Origin of the sequence: Kluyvera sp. STS39-E (genome assembly GCF_040932435.1) — a bacterium.
Lineage (GTDB): Bacteria > Pseudomonadota > Gammaproteobacteria > Enterobacterales > Enterobacteriaceae > Kluyvera.
Map to the genome: position 1 here is coordinate 13,081 of NZ_JBFQGA010000001.1, position 19,735 is coordinate 32,815.

Sequence of the window (19,735 nt, forward strand, 5' to 3'; positions counted from 1 at the left end):
CTGCAATTCTCGGGTAAAAAACAAAATATACCTTCGATACGCGATTGTCACCTTTTCAGAGGTCAAAAACCCCTTTCAGGAAAACCAAGGTCGCACATTATAACTATTTCGTAGCATTTGGCAGCTAAATACTGGTCTTATCAGGGAAGATTATCAACCGCTATCGTGAAAAGAACACCGAACGATAAAAGAAATGCGGGAAAACGCACACATCGTGACGCTAACGCACCCATTGGCGAAACTTCTTATAGCGACACGCCAGTAGGGCGATTGCGCAAACGAAGTAAATCACTGGCAGCGGCGAGATTATCTTCACCGACCAGATAAAATGAATAGGGGCGAGGATCGCGACAAGATAGACGAAGTTATGTAGCTGCTGCCAGCGTCGCCCCAGTTTTCGCTGCATCGCCTGCGTTGAGGTAATTGCCAGCGCCAGTAAAATCAGCCAGCAGGTAAAACCTAACAACAGATAAGGCCGGGTAATGATCTCCTGCCCTAACAGTGAGAAGTTGCGAATCCCCAGCTCTAACAAACTATAACTGGTGAGATGAAGGGTCGCCCACGCGAAGCACCACAGCCCAAGCAAGCGGCGAACGCGAATGAGCAGCGGTTGTTTAGCGTAGCGCGCCAGCGGGGTAACCAGTAAGGTTGCCAGCAGCAATTTCAGAGCCATCCTACCGGTAAAGTGCTGAATATCCTTAACGGGATCGGCACTTAGCTGCCCTTGCGAAACCGCCCAAAAAAGCCAAACAAACGGTAAAAATGCCGCGAGATGCAGGCAGACTTTCAGCCATGTGACCTGTCGAGCCGTTAAACGCATTAAAAATTCTCCCGCAAATTCAGTCCGCGATACAGCGACGCAACTTCATCGGCATAGCCGTTAAACAGCAGCGTCGGCTGACGCTGCACGTCAAGAATACCGCCGGCCCCGATAAAACGTTCGGTCGCCTGCGACCAGCGAGGGTGATCGACGTGTGGGTTGACGTTAGCGTAGAAACCATACTCGTTCGGCGCGGCGAGATTCCAAGTGGAGTCGGGACGATCGCGGGTGAGCATAATGCTGACGATGGATTTAATGCCTTTAAAGCCGTATTTCCACGGTACGGTCAAGCGAATGGGGGCCCCATTTTGCGGCGGTAGCGCTTTGCCATAAACGCCAACGGTAAGCAGGGTGAGCGGATTCATTGCCTCATCCAAACGCAATCCTTCTATATAAGGATAGGCTAACCCGCCGCCGATAAAGCGGTCCTTCTGTCCCGGCATATTCTCGGGGGAATAGAGCGTCTTAAAGGCGACATATTTCGCATTGCTGGTGGGTTCGACGGCGGCCAGCAGTTTATGCAACGGAAACCCAATCCACGGTACCACCATCGACCAAGCCTCGACGCAGCGCATCCGATAGATTCTCTCTTCCAGCGGAAAACGTTTGGTCAAGTCATCGTGATCGAGTGTGAGCGGTTTGGCTACCTCGCCGCCGATGGTGAGCTTCCACGGATTTGTCGGCAGGCTTCCGGCATTGGCTGCGGGATCCGCTTTATCAAGCCCAAACTCATAGAAGTTATTGTAGCCAGTGACTTTATTTTCCGGCGTGAGCGTTAACTTATTCTGCCAGTGGGCGGGTTTATCGAAGGTTAGTGCGGGGCCCGAGGGTGCAGGAGGGCGATCGTTGCCTTTAAACCAGTCGGTAAGGCTGGAGGCATGAAGTGGCAGGGAGGCTGCTGCAGTACCAATACCCAGCATCTTCAGGACCTGGCGGCGTTTCAGCATAAATACGGACTCTGCGGTGACGTCCGATTCGGTTAATTTTTTCTGGCTCATTGTGCTCTCCGTCATGCATTTTTCTAAGCATGACGGAGGCTATGTGTTATTGCGAATTTATCACGAAAAATTGCATATTAGGCGATTTTGACCAACGTACGGCCCTGGATCTGGTTGTTAATGATCTTGTCGGCAAACTCAGGAGCCTGTGCCAGAGCAATCTCCGTTGCGCTTTGCTCAAAGAACGATTCGGGTAAATCGTGAACCAATCGTTTCCAGGCTTCTGCGCGGCGCGGCGCTGGCGTCATCACGGAATCAACACCCTGCAAACGGACGTTACGCAGAATAAACGGCATGACGGTTGTTGGCAGGGCAAAGCCGCCGGCCAGACCACAGGCCGCGACGCAGCCGCCGTAGTTCATCTGCGCCAGCACTTTTGCCAACACTTTATCGCCAACGGTATCGATAGCGCCGGCCCAGAGCTGTTTTTCCAACGGTCGGGTTTCGGCAAACTCATCGCGGCCAAGAATACGGTTCGCACCCAGTGCACGCAGATAATCATGGGTGCTCTCGCGCCCTGACACCGCCACTACTTGGTAACCCAGCTTGTGTAACAGCGCGATAGCGGTACTGCCCACGCCGCCGCTGGCACCGGTCACGACAATCTCACCGTCCTCAGGACGAACGCCAGCATCTTCAAGCGCCATCACGCACAGCATGGCGGTGAAACCGGCGGTACCGATAATCATTGCCTGACGCCCATCAAGACCTGCAGGTTGCGGCACCAGCCAGTCAGCGTTAACGCGAGCGCGGCTAGACAACCCACCCCAATGGTTTTCGCCCACGCCCCAGCCGGTCAGCAGCACCGGTTGACCTGGTGTAAAACGCGCGTCGTCACTGGTGTGAACCGTACCCGCGAAATCAATCCCCGGTACCATTGGGAAATTACGGATGATTTTTCCCTTGCCGGTGATGGCCAGCGCATCCTTGTAGTTCAGGCTGGACCACTGAACATCGACGGTGACATTCCCCTGCGGCAGCAAACTATCGTCTACGGCTTTGACTGCGGCAACGGTTTTGCCATCCTGCTGATCTAAGATGAGAGCTTGCATAACCCTTCCTTACATGGACTGTATAGTGAAAAAATTTAGCTGGGACTATACTCGTTTATCATCATTTGATGGCGATTTGGCGCAATAAATTGCCAGATCCGCCAGGTTTGGTAGTATGCCGACCTGGTATGACATGTTAGTGCTTACTTCTGGTAAGACACAGACGCTAGCTCCCGATATTCTATCGGGTATGATTAATCTACGGAGTTAACTCAAGGATGCGATTAACGACGAAGTTTTCCGCTTTTTTCGCTCTTTTAACCGGGCTTACCATCTTTGTAACGTTAATCGGCTCCTCACTGAGTTTTTATAACGGCATACAATATAAGATAGCCAATCGCGTGCAGGCCGTTGCTACCGTACTGGATAACCGTCTGGTTAATACCTCGTTTGATAAGCTGGATTCCCAGCTCGATGAGATCATGGTGCCGCTCGATATTGTGCGTATCGACTTTACGCTCAACGGCAAATCGCTGTTTCATCACACGCGCAATAGTAGCTATCTCCCGGTCGGCAGCCACTATCAGTATCGTGAATTAGATGTGCCATCACTCAAACACCCCGGAATGACTATCCATCTGGTCTATCAGGACCCGATGGCGAACTATTTCCGCTCACTTATGACCACCGCGCCACTCACCGTGACGATTGCTTTTATGGTGCTGGTGGTGTTTATCGCGGTGCGCTGGCTACGCCGGCAATTGGCAGGGGAAGAGTTACTGGAACTTCGCGCCATCCGTATCCTTAAGGGCGATCGCGGCGCGAAGGCGAAAGGGAATATCCATGAGTGGCCGACGAGAACCAGTAGCGCCCTAGATACGCTCCTTTCTGAATTGCAATTTGCTGGTGAACAGCGAAGCCGCCTTGATACGCTTATCCGTTCCTACGCCGCCCAAGACGCGAAAACGGGCCTCAGCAACCGTCAGTTCTTTGATAATCAGCTGGCAACGCTGTTGGATGATCAGGAAAACGTGGGTGCCCACGGTATTGTGATGATGATCCGCCTGCCTGATTTCGACTTCCTGCGCGACAACTGGGGCCAAGCGGCTGCGGAAGAACATGTCTTCACCCTGATTAACCTGCTCTCCACCTTTATTATGCGTTACCCGGGCGCGCTGCTGGCGCGCTATCGTCGCAGCGACTTTACCGTCCTGCTGCCACACCGCACGTTAAAAGAGGCGGACAGCATCGCCGGGCAACTGTTGAAGGCGATTGACGGTCTGCCGCTGACGAAAATTCTCGACCGCGATGACATGATGCATATCGGTATTTGCGCTTGGCGTAGCGGACAGACCACCGAACAGGTAATGGAACACGCTGAGGCGGCCGTGCGTAATGCCGTCCTACAAGGCAGCAACAGTTGGGCAATTTATGATGATTCTCTGCCGGAAAAAGGGCGCGGTAACGTTCGCTGGCGTACCTTAATTGAACAGATGCTTAGCCGGGGCGGCCCACGTATTTACCAGAAACCGGCGGTCATGCCAGATGGCAAAGTCCACCACCGGGATCTGATGTGCCGGATCTTCGATGGCAAAGAAGAGGTGACTGCTGCGGAGTATTTGCCGATGGTGCTGGAGTTCGGGCTGGGCGAAGAGTACGACCGCCAGCAGATTGGCCGCCTGATCCCGTTCCTGAGTTTTTGGCCGGAAGAGAACCTTGCGATCCAAGTCACGGTTGAATCGCTTATCCGCCCGCGTTTTCAGCGCTGGTTGCGTGATACCTTAATGCAGTGCGAAAAATCGCAACGCCGACGGATTATTTTTGAACTTGCAGAGGTAGATGTCTGTCAACATATGACGCGCCTACAGCCGGTCGTGCGTTTAATTCATGCATTAGGCGTTCGGGTGGCGGTAACGCAGGCTGGTTTAGCTTTAGTCAGTACCAGTTGGATTAAGCAGCTCGAGATTGAACTGATTAAAATTGATCCCGTGTTGGTGCGCAATATTGAAAAACGGAGTCAAAACCAGCTGCTGGTACAAAGTCTGGTGGAAGCGTGTAAAGGAACATCGATACAGGTTTTCGCCGCCGGAGTTCGCAGCCGTAGTGAGTGGCAGGCGCTGACCGAATGCGGAGTTTTCGGCGGTCAGGGTGATTTTTTTGCCGCCTCACAGCCACTTGACTCAAATGTGAAAAAATATTCGCAAAGATATTCGGTTTGACCTGCTGTTTAACGTGTTTATCACGTAGAATAACGCGCGCGGTTTTTTTTCTGGGAGTGTGCATGTCTGCTCGCCGGAAAAACTGCGCATCACGCATGTGACGACCTTTGACAGGTACAAATCCAGGAAGGAGCGGCAGTGAGTCTCCCTGCACTGAAGGAGTCAGGTTGGATTTGTAACAAAGGTAACGAACTGCACTAATTTTCACCGTTGCAGATGATTTTTGCGCCTTGTCGCTGCCACGTGTGGTTGGTAAAGTAAGCGGATTTTATTTTTCCGCCCCAGCTTTCAGGATTATCCCCTAGTATGTTGAAAAAATTTCGTGGCATGTTTTCCAATGACCTGTCCATTGACCTGGGTACCGCGAATACCCTGATTTACGTGAAAGGACAAGGCATCGTATTGAATGAGCCTTCCGTGGTTGCCATTCGTCAGGATCGTGCCGGTTCACCAAAAAGTGTTGCCGCTGTTGGTCATGATGCAAAGCAGATGCTTGGCCGTACGCCAGGCAACATCGCGGCTATTCGCCCAATGAAAGACGGCGTTATCGCTGACTTCTTCGTTACCGAAAAAATGCTCCAGCACTTCATTAAACAGGTTCACAGCAACAGCTTTATGCGCCCAAGCCCGCGCGTGCTGGTATGTGTGCCGGTTGGCGCGACTCAGGTTGAACGTCGTGCGATCCGTGAATCAGCTCAGGGTGCCGGTGCACGTGAAGTGTTCCTCATTGAAGAACCGATGGCTGCGGCAATTGGCGCAGGTCTGCCGGTTTCTGAAGCAACCGGTTCTATGGTTGTCGATATCGGTGGTGGTACCACTGAAGTCGCCGTCATCTCCCTGAACGGCGTGGTTTACTCCTCTTCCGTTCGTATCGGCGGTGACCGCTTCGACGAAGCCATCATTAATTATGTGCGTCGTAACTACGGCTCCCTGATTGGTGAAGCGACCGCAGAACGTATCAAACACGAAATCGGCTCTGCATACCCGGGCGATGAAGTGCGCGAAATCGAAGTGCGTGGCCGTAACCTAGCAGAAGGCGTTCCACGTGGCTTCACGCTGAACTCCAACGAAATTCTTGAAGCGCTGCAAGAGCCGCTGACCGGCATCGTGAGCGCGGTGATGGTTGCGCTGGAACAGTGTCCACCAGAATTGGCTTCCGATATCTCCGAGCGCGGTATGGTCTTGACCGGTGGTGGTGCGCTGCTGCGTAACCTCGACCGTCTGTTAATGGAAGAAACCGGTATTCCAGTTGTCGTTGCTGAAGATCCGCTGACCTGCGTAGCGCGTGGCGGCGGCAAGGCGCTGGAAATGATCGACATGCACGGCGGCGATTTGTTTAGCGAAGAGTAGTCAGCATGAAGTTCGGGGTAGCCACCCGGCTACCCTCAATTTCACTGACACGAGAATACGCATAGCCTATGAAGCCCATTTTTAGCCGTGGCCCGTCGCTGCAGATTCGCCTTATTCTGGCGGTGCTGGTGGCGTTGGGTGTCATTATCGCCGACAGCCGCCTCGGTATGTTCAGTCAAATCCGAACATACATGGATACAGCCGTCAGTCCTTTCTACTTTGTTTCCAATGGTCCTCGTGAACTGCTGGATAGCGTTTCGCAAACGCTCGCTTCTCGCGATCAGCTTGAACTTGAAAACCGCGCATTACGCCAGGAACTGTTGTTGAAAAACAGCGACCTGCTGATGCTGGGTCAATACAAGCAAGAAAATGCCCGTTTACGTGAACTGTTAGGTTCGCCGCTGCGCCAAGATGAACAGAAAATGGTGACGCAGGTGATCTCAACGGTTAACGATCCGTATAGCGACCAGGTTGTCATCGACAAGGGTAGCGTTAACGGCGTTTACGAAGGTCAGCCAATTATCAGTGATAAAGGCGTTGTCGGGCAGGTTGTGGCGGTTGCCAAACTGACCAGCCGGGTGTTGCTGATCTGCGACGCGACTCATGCGTTGCCGATTCAGGTACTGCGTAACGATATCCGTGTGATTGCGGCCGGTAACGGCTGTACGGACGATCTGCAGCTTGAGCACCTACCGGCCAATACCGACATTCGCGTTGGCGATGTTCTGGTGACCTCTGGTCTGGGTGGACGTTTCCCGGAAGGCTATCCGGTGGGCGTTGTCTCCTCTGTGAAGCTGGATACCCAGCGCGCATATACCGTGATTCAGGCGCGCCCAACTGCGGGTCTGCAGCGTCTGCGCTATCTGCTGTTGCTATGGGGAGCTGACCGTAACGGTACCAATCCAATGACCCCGGAAGAGGTGCACCGTGTGGCCAACGAACGTCTGATGCAGATGATGCCTCAGGTTCTGCCATCGCCTGAAACGATGGGGCCGCAAATGCCCGCGCCGGCTACCGGTATCACACCTCCGCCGCCTGCGGTGACTACGCCACAACCCGTAACAAGGGGGCAATAGTGGCCAGTTATCGCAGCCAGGGACGCTGGGTCATCTGGCTCTCGTTTCTTATCGCACTGCTGCTCCAGGTTATGCCATGGCCGGAAGACCTCACCGTTTTTCGGCCAAACTGGGTCCTGCTCATTCTTCTTTACTGGGCGCTGGCGCTGCCGCACCGGGTGAATGTGGGTACGGGCTTTGTGATGGGTGCCATACTGGATTTAATCAGCGGTTCAACGCTTGGTGTGCGGGCGATGTCATTGAGTATCGTCGCCTATCTGGTTGCGCTCAAATACCAGCTTTTTCGTAACCTCGCGCTCTGGCAACAGGCGCTGGTGGTTATGTTGCTCTCGCTCGCGACGGATATTATTGTTTTCTGGGCAGAGTTTTTAGTGATCAACGTCTCTTTCCGACCTGAAGTGTTCTGGAGTAGTGTAGTAAACGGCGTGCTCTGGCCGTGGATATTTCTTCTGATGCGTAAAGTTCGCCAGCAATTTGCCGTTCAATAAGGTCGTTATGGTATCTCTCTATCTTGCTTCAGGTTCCCCGCGTCGCCAGGAACTTCTCACACAGTTAGGTATTTCGTTTGAGAAAGTGGTTCCCGGTATTGAAGAGTTGCGCCGCCCACAAGAGTCGGCGCAGCAGTACGTCGGGCGCCTCGCGCGTGAAAAAGCTCAGGCGGGTGTGGCGTTAACGTCCCTCGATCTCCCTGTGCTCGGGGCGGATACCATTGTCATCCTTAATGGCGAAGTGCTGGAGAAGCCGCGTGATGCTGCACATGCGGCCACCATGCTGCGGATGCTCTCAGGAAATACCCATCAGGTGATGACCGCCGTGGCGCTGGCTGATAGCCAGTATACGCTCGACTGTTTGGTCGTGACTGAGGTCACTTTCCGGACGCTGTCGGATGATGACATTACACAGTATGTCGCGAGCGGAGAACCTTTAGATAAAGCAGGTGCATACGGTATTCAGGGGCTGGGTGGCTGTTTCGTCAGGAAGATTAATGGCAGCTATCACGCCGTAGTCGGCTTACCGCTGGTGGAAACGTATGAGTTGCTGAGTAACTTTAACTCGCTACGTGAAAAAAGGGATAAACATGACGGCTGAACTATTAGTTAACGTTACGCCATCGGAGACGCGAGTGGCGTATATCGATGGCGGCATTTTGCAGGAAATTCATATTGAGCGTGAAGCGCGACGCGGAATAGTAGGCAATATCTACAAAGGTCGCGTCAGTCGAGTCTTGCCGGGAATGCAGGCGGCTTTTGTAGATATTGGCCTTGATAAGGCGGCGTTCCTTCACGCCTCCGATATCATGCCGCATACCGAATGTGTCGCCGGTGAAGAGCAAAAGCAGTTCACCGTCCGCGATATTTCAGAACTGGTCCGCCAGGGGCAGGATCTCATGGTGCAGGTGGTAAAAGATCCGCTGGGTACCAAAGGCGCACGCCTCACCACCGATATCACCTTGCCGTCCCGTTACTTGGTCTTTATGCCGGGTGCCTCGCACGTCGGTGTTTCGCAGCGCATTGAAAGTGAAGTCGAGCGTGACCGATTAAAGAAGGTGGTGGCCGATTACTGTGATGAGCAGGGCGGCTTTATCATTCGTACAGCAGCCGAAGGGGTATGCGAGGAGGACTTAGCCTCTGATGCCGCGTACCTGAAGCGCGTCTGGACCAAGGTGATGGAGCGTAAAAAACGCAACCAGACCCGCTACCAGATGTACGGCGAACTGGCGCTGGCGCAGCGCGTGCTGCGTGATTTTGCCGACGCTCAACTGGATAAAATCCGCGTTGACTCCCGTTTGACCTATGAAGCGTTAATGGAATTCACGGCTGAATATATGCCGGAAATGACCAGCAAGCTTGAGCATTACAGCGGTCGCCAGCCTATCTTTGACCTATTCGATGTTGAAAATGAGATCCAGCGAGCGCTGGAGCGGAAAGTCGAACTCAAGTCAGGTGGCTATCTGGTTATTGACCAAACCGAAGCGATGACCACCGTTGATATCAACACCGGGGCGTTTGTTGGTCACCGAAATCTCGACGACACCATTTTTAATACTAATATTGAAGCGACGCAGGCGATCGCGCGTCAGCTGCGTCTGCGCAACCTAGGCGGCATTATCATTATCGATTTTATCGACATGAATAATGAAGACCATCGCCGCCGGGTGCTGCACTCATTAGAACAGGCGCTGAATAAAGATCGCGTGAAGACCAGCGTTAACGGTTTTTCCGCACTGGGTCTGGTCGAGATGACCCGTAAGCGTACCCGTGAAAGCGTCGAACATGTGCTGTGTACCGAATGCCCAACCTGTCATGGTCGCGGCACGGTGAAAACCGTCGAAACGGTGTGCTACGAAATCATGCGTGAGATCGTTCGTGTTCATCACGCCTATGATTCCGACCGCTTCTTGGTGTACGCGTCGCCTTCCGTTGTCGAAACGTTGAAAGGGGAAGAGTCCCACGCGCTAGCGGAAGTGGAAATTTTTGTTGGTAAGCAGGTCAAAGTCCAGATCGAACCGCTCTATAACCCGGAGCAGTTTGACGTGGTCATGATGTAATTACGCAGCCTGCTGCAACCCAAGGAGAGATGCGTGAGGCGATTGCCGGGGATTTTACTGCTCACCGTAGCCACACTGATAGTGATTATTGCGCTGCTGGTGAGCGGCCTGCGCCTTGCCTTGCCGCATTTGGACACTTGGCGTCCGGCGCTGTTGAGCAAAATTGAGGCGGCGACCGGGCTTCCGGTATCTGCCTCGCAGATTAAAGCGAACTGGCAAAACTTCGGCCCGACGCTTGATGTGCGCGATATTAAAGCCGGATTGAATGATGGCGGCGAGTTGTCCATCAAACGCGCCTCTATGGCGCTGGACGTCTGGCAAAGCCTGCTGCACATGCGCTGGCAGTTCCGCGAGCTGACCTTCTGGCAGCTGCAAATCCACACCAATACTCCGCTGCAAAATAACAACGGTAGCGATGGCCTGAAGGGCGATCGCGTCGGCGATCTGTTCCTGCGTCAGTTTGACCACTTTACCCTGCGCGATAGCCATTTAAGTTTCCTCACCCTTTCCGGCCAGCGCGCTGAGCTGGCGATTCCACAGCTGACTTGGGTTAACGACAAAAACCGCCACCGCGCCGAGGGGGAGCTGAGCCTTTCCAGCCTGACCGGGCAGCATGGGGTAATGAAAGTGCGCATGGATCTGCGTGATGAAAACGGCCTGCTGAATAAAGGCCGTCTATGGCTGCAGGCCGATGATATCGACGTTAAGCCGTGGCTCGGGCGCTGGATGCAGGACAACATCGCGCTAACTAGCGCGCGCTTTAGCCTTGAAGGCTGGGCATCGCTGGATAAAGGTGAAATAGCCAGCGGCGATGTTTTGTTGAAGCAAGGCGGAGCGAGCTGGCAGGGCGAGCAGCAGCACCATCTTGCGGTAGATAATCTCACGGCACATCTGTCACGTGAAAAAGAGGGCTGGGAGTTACGCATTCCCGATACCCGTATCTCTATCGATAATACGCCTTGGCCGCAGGGCGCACTGGCGTTGGCATGGATCCCGGCTCAGGAAGTGGGTGGGCCAAACCATCAGCGCAGCGACGAGCTACGCATTCGCGCCAGCCATCTGTCTCTGGCAGGGCTGAACGGTCTTCTGCCTATTGCCCAAAAGCTGTCGCCTGAGTTCACGGATATCTGGCGCACCGCTCAGCCTACCGGAACGATAGATGCCCTGGCGATGGATATTCCCTTGCAGGACACGACAAAAACGCGCTTTAACGCCAGTTGGGAAAATCTAGCTTGGAAGCAGTGGAAGCTGCTGCCGGGTGCGGAACACGTTTCTGGCAGCCTCGCCGGTAGCGTTGAAAATGGCTCGCTGCAGGTCAACATGCAGCAGGCATTAATGCCTTATGAGCACGTATTCCGCGCGCCGCTGGAAATCGCCAACGGCGTTGCCACCCTCAACTGGGTGAATAATGACAAAGGTTTCATGCTGGACGGCCGTCATATCGACGTGCAGGCAACGGGCGTTCGCGCGGCCGGTGGTTTCCGCTACTTACAGCCGAAGGATGACCAGCCGTGGCTGGGGATTCTGGCGGGGATCAGCACCCATGATGGCGGTCAGGCCTGGCGTTACTTCCCGGAAAATTTGATGGGTAGCAAGCTGGTTGACTACCTGAGCGGTGCCATAAAAGCCGGTAAGGCTGATAACGCCACGCTGGTTTATGGCGGCAACCCGCATCTGTTCCCCTATCCGCATAACGAAGGGCAGTTCCAGGTTTACGTGCCGTTGCACGAGGCCACCTTTGCTTTCCAGCCGGACTGGCCTGCGCTGACCGATCTGGATATTGAGCTGAACTTTGTGAACAACGGCCTGTGGATGAAGGCCGATAAAGCCATGCTGGGTGGCGTGACTGCCCGCAATCTGGATGCTTCAATTCCAGATTATGGCAAAGAGAAATTGCTGATTGATGCCGATATCAACGGCCCGGGCAAGGCGGTTGGCCCGTATTTCAAAGAGACGCCTCTCGACAAGTCGTTAGGCGCAACGCTCGACGAGCTTCAGCTTGATGGCGACGTGAGTGCTCGCTTACACCTTAATATCCCGCTGGATGGTGAGCTGGTCGCCGCGACCGGTAACGTGGCGTTAAACAATAATAGCCTCTTTATTAAGCCGCTGGACAGCACGCTGCACAACCTGAAAGGCAAATTCAGTTTTAACAACGGCAACCTGACCAGTGAGCCGCTCACGGCGACTTGGTTTAATCAGCCGCTCAACGTTGATTTCACCACCACCGAAGGTGCGAAAGCCTACCAAGTTGGCGTGAATTTGCAGGCGGACTGGCAGCCCACGCGGATGGGCGTGCTGCCTAAACAGCTCAATGACGCGCTTAAAGGTAGCGTGCCGTGGAAAGGTAACGTCGCCATCGAACTGCCGTACAGCGGCAGCGCCACTTATAAGGTCGGTATTACCGGCGATCTGCAGAATGTGAGCAGTAACTTACCGTCGCCGGCGGATAAACGTGCCGGTCAGCCACTGCCGCTGAAAATTAACGTCGACGGTAATCTGCATAGTTTCGATCTGACCGGTAACGTGGGGCCGACCAACCATCTTAATAGCCGCTGGCTGCTGGGGAATAAGCTGAAGCTGGAGAACGCTATCTGGGCGTCAGACAGCCGGACAATTCCACCGCTGCCACAAACTTCGGGTATTGAGCTCAATCTGCCGCCGATGGATGGTGCACAGTGGCTGGCGCTATTCCAGCATGGCGCGGCAGATGGCGTCAGCACCGCCGCCGCCTTCCCGCAAAACGTCACTTTGCGTACGCCATCGCTGACCTTTGCCGGGCAGCAATGGAATAACTTAAGTATCGTGTCGCAACCGACGGCCGGCGGGACGCGCGTTGAGGCTCAGGGGCGTGAAGTGAATGCCAGCCTGACGATGAAAGATGCCCAGCCGTGGCAGGCTGCAGTGCGCTACCTCTATTACAATCCATCGGCTAACCCGCTGGCGGCGACGTCTACGGTGGCGGCAAACAGTCAGCCGGTAAGTAGCCCGATTGATTTCCATGGCTGGCCAGATCTCCAGCTACGCTGTGTCGAATGCTGGTTGTGGGGACAGAAGTATGGTCGGATTGACGGCGACTTCAGTATTAAAGGCGATACGCTGACGTTGGCAAATGGCCTCGTTGACACCGGTTTTGGGCGTTTGACCGCTGACGGCGTATGGGTCAACTCACTTTCCGGTCAGCGCACTTCGCTGAAGGGCAAAATTCACGGCAACAAAATTGACGACGCGGTGACTTTCTTCGGTGTTTCCACACCGATTCGCGATTCTTCGGTTGATGTGGACTACGATTTACATTGGCGCGACAAACCGTGGCAGCCAGATGTGGCATCGCTCAACGGCATCCTCAAATCACACATCGGCAAAGGGCAGTTTACCGACCTGTCGACCGGGCATGCCGGGCAGTTGCTGCGCTTGCTGAGCGTGGATGCGCTCCTGCGTAAGCTGCGCTTTGATTTCAGTGACACCTTTAGCGAAGGTTTCTATTTCGACTCCATTCGTAGCACCGCGTGGATCAAAGACGGCGTGCTCAATACCGACGATACGCTGGTGGACGGGCTGGAGGCAGATATTGCCATGAAAGGTTCGGTTAACCTCGTACGTCGTGAACTGAATATGGAAGCGATTGTCGCGCCGGAAATTTCCGCGACCGTTGGTGTTGCCGCAGCCTTTGCCGTGAACCCGATTATCGGTGCGGCGGTGTTTGCCGCCACTAAGGTGCTGGGGCCACTGTGGAATAAGGTCTCGATACTGCGTTATCGCATTACCGGCCCTATCGATAAGCCACAAATTAATGAAGTGCTGCGCCAGGCGCGTAGCGAGAAAAAGCCATGATTTGACGCAAGCCTTGAATTGCCTCAATCTCATAACACAAACACCCGGAATGCAGGCCCGAAATGCGTAAAGCGCGCGGGCATTAACGAGTAGCGAAATAATGAGTCTAAATCTGGTAAGTGAACAATTGCTGGCGGCGAACGGCCTGAATCATCAGGATCTGTTTGCCATTCTTGGTCAACTCACGGAGCGCCGTCTTGATTATGGCGATCTCTATTTTCAGTCCAGCTATCACGAATCCTGGGTTTTAGAAGACCGTATTATTAAAGATGGTTCTTACAATATCGACCAGGGCGTTGGGGTACGTGCGGTAAGCGGTGAGAAAACCGGTTTTGCCTATGCCGACCAGATTAGCCTGCTGGCGCTGGAACAAAGCGCACAGGCAGCGCGAACCATCGTGCGTGATAGCGGCAATGGTAAAGTACAAACTCTCGGTGCTGTGGAATATTCACCACTGTATACCACGCTCGATCCGCTGCAAAGCATGACCCGTGAAGAGAAGCTGGACATTCTGCGCCGCGTTGACCGCGTAGCGCGAGCTGCTGATAAACGCGTGCAGGAAGTGACCGCCAGTCTGACCGGTGTCTATGAACTGATTCTGGTGGCCGCAACCGACGGTACGCTGGCCGCCGACGTTCGCCCGTTGGTGCGCCTGTCGGTAAGCGTGCAGGTAGAAGATGACGGCAAGCGCGAGCGTGGTGCCAGCGGCGGTGGCGGCCGTTTTGGCTATGACTATTTCCTCGCCGACCTCGATGGCGAAGTCCGTGCCGATGCGTGGGCGAAAGAAGCGGTGCGCATGGCGCTGGTGAATCTGTCGGCGGTTGCAGCCCCGGCCGGTACGCTGCCGGTGGTGCTGGGCGCAGGCTGGCCTGGCGTGCTGCTGCATGAAGCGGTGGGCCACGGTCTAGAAGGTGATTTTAACCGTCGCGGTACTTCGGTATTCAGCGGTCAGATGGGGCAACTGGTCGCGTCTGAGCTGTGTACTATTGTCGATGACGGCACGATGGCGGACCGCCGTGGTTCCGTGGCTATCGATGATGAAGGAACGCCGGGCCAGTACAATACCTTGATTGAAAACGGCATCCTGAAAGGCTACATGCAAGACAAGCTTAACGCGCGTCTAATGGGCGTGGCGCCGACCGGTAACGGCCGCCGTGAGTCTTATGCGCACCTGCCGATGCCGCGTATGACCAACACCTATATGCTGGCGGGGAAATCGACGCCGCAGGAAATTATTGAGTCCGTTGAGTACGGTCTGTACGCGCCAAACTTTGGCGGTGGCCAGGTGGATATCACCTCCGGTAAGTTTGTCTTCTCCACCTCAGAAGCTTACCTGATTGAAAACGGTAAGGTCACCAAGCCGGTGAAAGGCGCGACGTTGATTGGTTCTGGTATTGAAACCATGCAGCAGGTGTCGATGGTCGGTAACGATCTGAAGCTGGATAACGGCGTAGGCGTGTGTGGCAAAGAAGGCCAGAGCCTGCCGGTTGGCGTGGGCCAGCCAACGCTGAAGGTGGATAAACTCACCGTAGGCGGTACGGCGTAATCCTCTGAATGACCCGATAGCGCAGCGCTTATCGGACCTACGAGCGTAGGTCGGGTAAGCGTTGCGCACCCAGCATAAGCGTGCTGGTGGTTTACCTTCCCATCGGGTCTTCTTCCCCGCGCCCGCGCATTCCCTGATACAACCGAGCGACCTCCACGAAATAATCCGTCAGATAGTTAATACACACCTGCACCTTCAGCGGCAGTTTGTCCTTCTCGGTATACAGCGCATACACCGGGCGCGGATCGGATTGGTAGCGCGGCAGCAGAATTTCCACTTCCCCACGGTTGATCTCATCGATCGCCCACATCAGCGGCACGTAGGCCAAGCCCGCTCCGGCTGACAGCCAACGAGTTAGGGTCATGGGATCGTTGGTGACAAAACGTCCTTGTGGGATCAGTCGCGTAGAGATCCCTTCCGGGGCGATCAGTTCAAACTCGTTATCCGGGCGGACGCTGTATTCCAGCCACGAATGATTCGCCAGATCCGCGGGTTTTTCGGGAACGCCGGCATGTTGCAAATAGCTTTTCGCCGCGCAGATCACCATGGGCATCGACCCCAGACGACGGGAGAAAAGGCTAGAATCCTGCAGCGCGCCGACGCGGATCACGACATCTAGGCCGTCGGCAATCAGGTCCGGCGCGGGAATTCCTGTCACCAGATTGACCGTCAGACCGGGGTACGTTTTCAACATATCGGCGGTGATCCTAGCGAGGACATTTTGTGCCATAGTTGATGAACAACCGATACGCAGCGTACCAATCGGGGTGTTGTTAAAGGCGTAAAGCTGCTCATGAACTTCTTGGACTTCGTACAGCATTCGGCGACAGCCTTGATAGTAAATTTTCCCGGCTTCGGTGAGGCCAATGCTACGTGTACTGCGATTAAGTAGCTTTACTTGGAGTTCATCTTCCAGTTTGGAGACGGTCTGGCTTATCGATGAAACACTCATTTGTAGCTGACGTGCCGCGGCGGTGAAGGATCCTTGTTCGACAACTTTGGCAAACACCGACATCCGTTTTAATCGTTCCATTGTTCACTCTGGCTTAAAAGTGATTTGCATCACACTATGTAGATAAGGCTATAACAGTTACGCTAATATATTGTTAGTCGCATAACTAAATACCCGCCATTTTTGATGGATGGCGTGTAACGTTCCAATCTCATCTGCACGCTAGTCTAGTAAGGTCAACATGAGCCTGTTTCCTGTCATTGTGATTTTCGGTCTCTCTTTTCCGCCGATCTTCTTTGAGCTGCTCTTATCGCTCGCCATTTTTTGGTTGGTGCGTCGAGTGCTGACGCCAACTGGGATCTACGATTTTGTCTGGCATCCCGCGTTGTTCAACACGGCACTGTATTGCTGCCTGTTCTATTTGATATCACGTATGTTCGTTTGAGGTAGATGTGAAAACACTAACAAGAAAAATCTCCCGTACCGCTATTACGGTGATACTGGTCATCCTGGCGTTCATCGCGATTTTCCGCGCCTGGGTCTATTACACCGAATCCCCTTGGACGCGCGATGCTCGCTTTAGCGCCGACGTTGTGGCGATTGCGCCGGATGTATCCGGTCTGATTACCCAAGTCGAGGTTAAGGATAACCAACTGGTCGCCAAAAATCAGATTCTGTTTGTGATTGATCAGCCCCGCTATCAGAAAGCATTAGCCGAAGCTGAAGCCGATGTCTCCTACTATCAGGCGCTGTCCGAGGAAAAAAGACGTGAAGCCGGGCGTCGTAACCAACTTGGCGTGAGCGCCATGTCGCGTGAAGAGATCGACCAGTCTAACAACGTGCTGCAAACGGTGCTGCACCAGATGGCAAAAGCGCAGGCCACCCGCGACCTAGCGCGACTTGATCTCGAACGTACCGTGATCCGGGCACCGGCAGACGGCTGGGTAACCAACCTCAACGTCTACGCCGGGGAATTTATTACCCGTGGTTCGACGGCGGTCGCCTTGGTGAAGCAGCACTCCTTCTACGTGATGGCCTATCTTGAAGAGACGAAACTCGACGGCGTGCGTCCGGGTTATCGTGCTGAAGTTACTCCGCTGGGTAGCAACCATGTATTAAAAGGCACCGTTGATAGCATCGCGGCAGGCGTGACCAATGCGAGCAGCAGCGTCGACACCAAAGGTATGGCGACCGTTGATTCCAACCTTGAATGGGTGCGCTTGGCTCAGCGCGTGCCGGTGCGTATTCATCTGGATAAAGAACAGGGCAACCTGTGGCCTGCGGGAACAACCGCCACGGTGGTGATTACCGGCAAAAAAGATCGTGATGCCAGCCAGATGACTTTCTTCCAGAAACTGGCGCTGCGCCTGCGTGAATTCGGTTAATCGCTATGGGCATCTTCAGCATTGCCAACCAGCATATCCGCTTCGCCGTCAAACTGGCCTGTGCGGTAGTGCTTGCGTTGTTTGTCGGCTTTCACTTTCAGCTAGAAACGCCCCGCTGGGCGGTACTGACGGCGGCCATCGTGGCTGCCGGCCCGGCCTTTGCGGCAGGCGGTGAACCCTACGCCGGTGCCATTCGCTACCGCGGAATGCTGCGTATTGTCGGGACATTTATCGGCTGTATCGCCGCGCTGACCATCATTATCACCATGATCCGCGCCCCGCTGTTGATGCTACTGGTGTGCAGCATTTGGGCCGGTTTTTGTACCTGGGTTTCGTCGCTGGTCCGCGTGGAGAATTCATACGCGTGGGGACTTTCCGGCTATACGGCGCTGATTATTGTCGTCACCATCCAGACTGAACCACTGCTTACGCCGCAGTTTGCCGTAGAGCGCTGCAGCGAGATCGTGCTGGGGATCATCTGCGCGATCGTTGCCGATCTGCTGTTCTCCCCGCGTTCAATCAAGAAAGAGATCGATAACGAACTCGATGCCATACTCATCGATCAATATCGCCTGATGCAGTTGTGCATCAAACACGGTGATAGCGATGAAATGGACCGCGCTTGGCTTGCCCTCGGGCGTCGTACTGCCGCGCTGGAAGGGATGCGCAGCAATCTGAATATGGAGTCCTCGCGGTGGGCGCGGGCGAACCGTCGTCTGAAAGCGCTCAATACCGTCTCGCTGACCATGATTACCCAGGCCTGCGAAACCTTTATTATGCAAAACTCGCGTCCGGAAATCGTGACCGATGCCTATCGTGAACTGTTTGCTGAACCGGTCGAGACGGTGCAGGACGTACATCGTCAGCTAAAACGTATGCGCCGGGTACTGGCGTGGACGGGCGAACATGATACCCCCGTCACCATCTACAGTTGGGTAGGGGCGGCAACGCGCTATCTGCTGCTCAAGCGCGGGGTAATTGGCAACGCTAAAATTAGCGCCCGCGAAGAAGAAATACTGCAAAGCGAAGTGGTGGTGCGTCCGGATTCTGCCGAGCGTCATCACGCGATGATCAACTTCTGGCGAACCACCGTTTCCTGTGCGCTGGGGATCCTTTTCTGGCTGTGGACCGGCTGGACTTCCGGCAGCGGGGCGATGGTGATGATTGCCGTGGTGACGTCACTGGCAATGCGCCTGCCGAACCCGCGGATGGTGGCTATCGATTTCCTCTACGGCACCATTGCGGCCCTGCCGATTGGGGCGTTCTATTTCCTGGTTATCATACCGGCGACCCAGCAAAGTATGCTGCTTTTGTGCATTAGCCTAGCGGTGATGTGTTTCTTCATCGGTATTGAGGTGCAAAAACGGCGGCTTGGCTCGCTTGGCGCATTGGCAAGTACCATCAACATTCTGGTGCTAGATAACCCGATGACCTTCCATTTCAGCCTGTTCCTCGACAGCGCGCTGGGGCAAATTGTCGGTTGCTTTATGGCGTTTATCGTTATCTTGCTGATCCGCGATAACTCTCGCCTGCGTACCGGACGGGTGCTGCTGAACCAGTTTGTATTTGCTGCCGTTTCGGCGATGACCACCAATATGGCGCGGCGTAAAGAGAACCATCTGCCGGGTCTCTACCAGCAGCTTTTTTTACTGTTGAATAAGTTCCCCGGCGATATCGCCAAGTTCCGTCTGGCGCTGACGTTAATCATCGCCCATCAGCGTTTGCGCGACGCACCAATCCCTATCAACGATGACTTGTCTGAATTTCACCGACAGCTTCGCCGCACCGCTGACCGCGTTATCTCTGCCAGCAGTGACGATAAGCGCCGCTACTACTTCACGCGATTGCTGGACGAGCTTGAGGTGTATCAGCACAAGCTGCGCGCTTGGGCTGCCCCGGCTCAGGTTACGGAGCCGGTTGAACGCTTGGTACTTATGTTGCACAAATATCAGGGCGCTTTGACCAGTAGCTAAACCGTTCTATTCTGGCGTTGCAGCGCGAATGCGCAACAACGC

General features: G+C 54.4%; 15 protein-coding genes. 11 read left to right on the forward strand and 4 right to left on the reverse strand.

The genetic code is table 11. The annotated features are described in order from the left end of the window. Nucleotides 1-220: 220 nt before the first annotated feature. From msrQ to AB4K05_RS00080, 3 genes are all read right to left on the reverse strand, one after another. Nucleotides 221-820: a protein-methionine-sulfoxide reductase heme-binding subunit MsrQ gene (msrQ, locus tag AB4K05_RS00070; protein WP_368478043.1), complete on the reverse strand. Its 600-nt coding sequence runs from the start codon at nucleotides 818-820 to the stop codon at nucleotides 221-223. Next, the gene (msrP, locus tag AB4K05_RS00075) at nucleotides 820-1,818 is read right to left on the reverse strand and encodes a protein-methionine-sulfoxide reductase catalytic subunit MsrP (protein WP_368478044.1); all 999 of its coding nucleotides are present in this window, start codon (nucleotides 1,816-1,818) and stop codon (nucleotides 820-822) included. The genes msrQ and msrP overlap by 1 nt, the downstream gene beginning before the upstream one ends. A 77-nt stretch (nucleotides 1,819-1,895) precedes the next feature. Continuing rightward, complete coding sequence (locus AB4K05_RS00080; RefSeq protein ID WP_368478045.1) at nucleotides 1,896-2,870, reverse strand: MDR family oxidoreductase; 975 nt, start codon at nucleotides 2,868-2,870, stop codon at nucleotides 1,896-1,898. A gap of 218 nt (nucleotides 2,871-3,088) precedes the next feature. Between AB4K05_RS00080 and csrD the strand changes: the two genes are divergently transcribed. From csrD to tldD, 8 genes are all read left to right on the forward strand, one after another. Beyond that, nucleotides 3,089-5,029 (forward strand): RNase E specificity factor CsrD, encoded by a 1,941-nt coding sequence (gene csrD, locus AB4K05_RS00085; RefSeq protein WP_368478046.1) that lies wholly within the window; start codon nucleotides 3,089-3,091, stop codon nucleotides 5,027-5,029. 306 nt (nucleotides 5,030-5,335) lie between these two features. Beyond that, entirely contained in the window at nucleotides 5,336-6,379 is a 1,044-nt protein-coding gene (gene mreB, locus AB4K05_RS00090; protein ID WP_000913396.1) for a rod shape-determining protein MreB, read from the forward strand. A gap of 68 nt (nucleotides 6,380-6,447) precedes the next feature. Beyond that, entirely contained in the window at nucleotides 6,448-7,455 is a 1,008-nt protein-coding gene (gene mreC, locus AB4K05_RS00095) for a rod shape-determining protein MreC (protein WP_368478047.1), read from the forward strand. Next, a complete protein-coding gene (mreD, locus tag AB4K05_RS00100) occupies nucleotides 7,455-7,943 on the forward strand; it encodes a rod shape-determining protein MreD (RefSeq protein ID WP_052283997.1) in 489 nt (162 codons plus the stop codon). Before mreC ends, mreD begins: the two co-directional genes overlap by 1 nt. Before the next feature lie 7 nt (nucleotides 7,944-7,950). After that, complete coding sequence (locus AB4K05_RS00105) at nucleotides 7,951-8,544, forward strand: nucleoside triphosphate pyrophosphatase (RefSeq protein ID WP_368478048.1); 594 nt, start codon at nucleotides 7,951-7,953, stop codon at nucleotides 8,542-8,544. Then, nucleotides 8,534-10,003, forward strand: coding sequence for a ribonuclease G (gene rng, locus AB4K05_RS00110; RefSeq protein WP_368478049.1), 1,470 nt, complete (start codon nucleotides 8,534-8,536; stop codon nucleotides 10,001-10,003). Before AB4K05_RS00105 ends, rng begins: the two co-directional genes overlap by 11 nt. 33 nt (nucleotides 10,004-10,036) lie before the next feature. Continuing rightward, nucleotides 10,037-13,837: an AsmA2 domain-containing protein YhdP gene (yhdP, locus tag AB4K05_RS00115; protein ID WP_368478050.1), complete on the forward strand. Its 3,801-nt coding sequence runs from the start codon at nucleotides 10,037-10,039 to the stop codon at nucleotides 13,835-13,837. 100 nt (nucleotides 13,838-13,937) lie between these two features. Beyond that, nucleotides 13,938-15,383: a metalloprotease TldD gene (tldD, locus tag AB4K05_RS00120; protein ID WP_368478051.1), complete on the forward strand. Its 1,446-nt coding sequence runs from the start codon at nucleotides 13,938-13,940 to the stop codon at nucleotides 15,381-15,383. A gap of 91 nt (nucleotides 15,384-15,474) precedes the next feature. On the opposite strand, the gene aaeR is transcribed toward tldD, so the two are convergent. Then, nucleotides 15,475-16,416 carry an HTH-type transcriptional activator AaeR gene (gene aaeR, locus AB4K05_RS00125; protein ID WP_368478052.1) on the reverse strand — a complete coding sequence of 314 codons (942 nt, stop codon included), beginning with the start codon at nucleotides 16,414-16,416 and terminating at the stop codon, nucleotides 15,475-15,477. Nucleotides 16,417-16,576: 160 nt separating this feature from the next. Between aaeR and aaeX the strand changes: the two genes are divergently transcribed. From aaeX to aaeB, 3 genes are read left to right on the forward strand one after another with little or no spacing between them, the layout of a single operon-like run. Next, nucleotides 16,577-16,780, forward strand: a complete 204-nt coding sequence (aaeX, locus tag AB4K05_RS00130; RefSeq protein WP_368478053.1) for a p-hydroxybenzoic acid efflux pump operon protein AaeX — start codon at nucleotides 16,577-16,579, stop codon at nucleotides 16,778-16,780. Between the two features lie 7 nt (nucleotides 16,781-16,787). After that, the gene (gene aaeA / locus AB4K05_RS00135; RefSeq protein WP_368478054.1) at nucleotides 16,788-17,720 is read left to right on the forward strand and encodes a p-hydroxybenzoic acid efflux pump subunit AaeA; all 933 of its coding nucleotides are present in this window, start codon (nucleotides 16,788-16,790) and stop codon (nucleotides 17,718-17,720) included. A gap of 5 nt (nucleotides 17,721-17,725) precedes the next feature. Then, nucleotides 17,726-19,693, forward strand: coding sequence for a p-hydroxybenzoic acid efflux pump subunit AaeB (gene aaeB / locus AB4K05_RS00140; protein WP_368478055.1), 1,968 nt, complete (start codon nucleotides 17,726-17,728; stop codon nucleotides 19,691-19,693). Nucleotides 19,694-19,735: the final 42 nt, after the last annotated feature.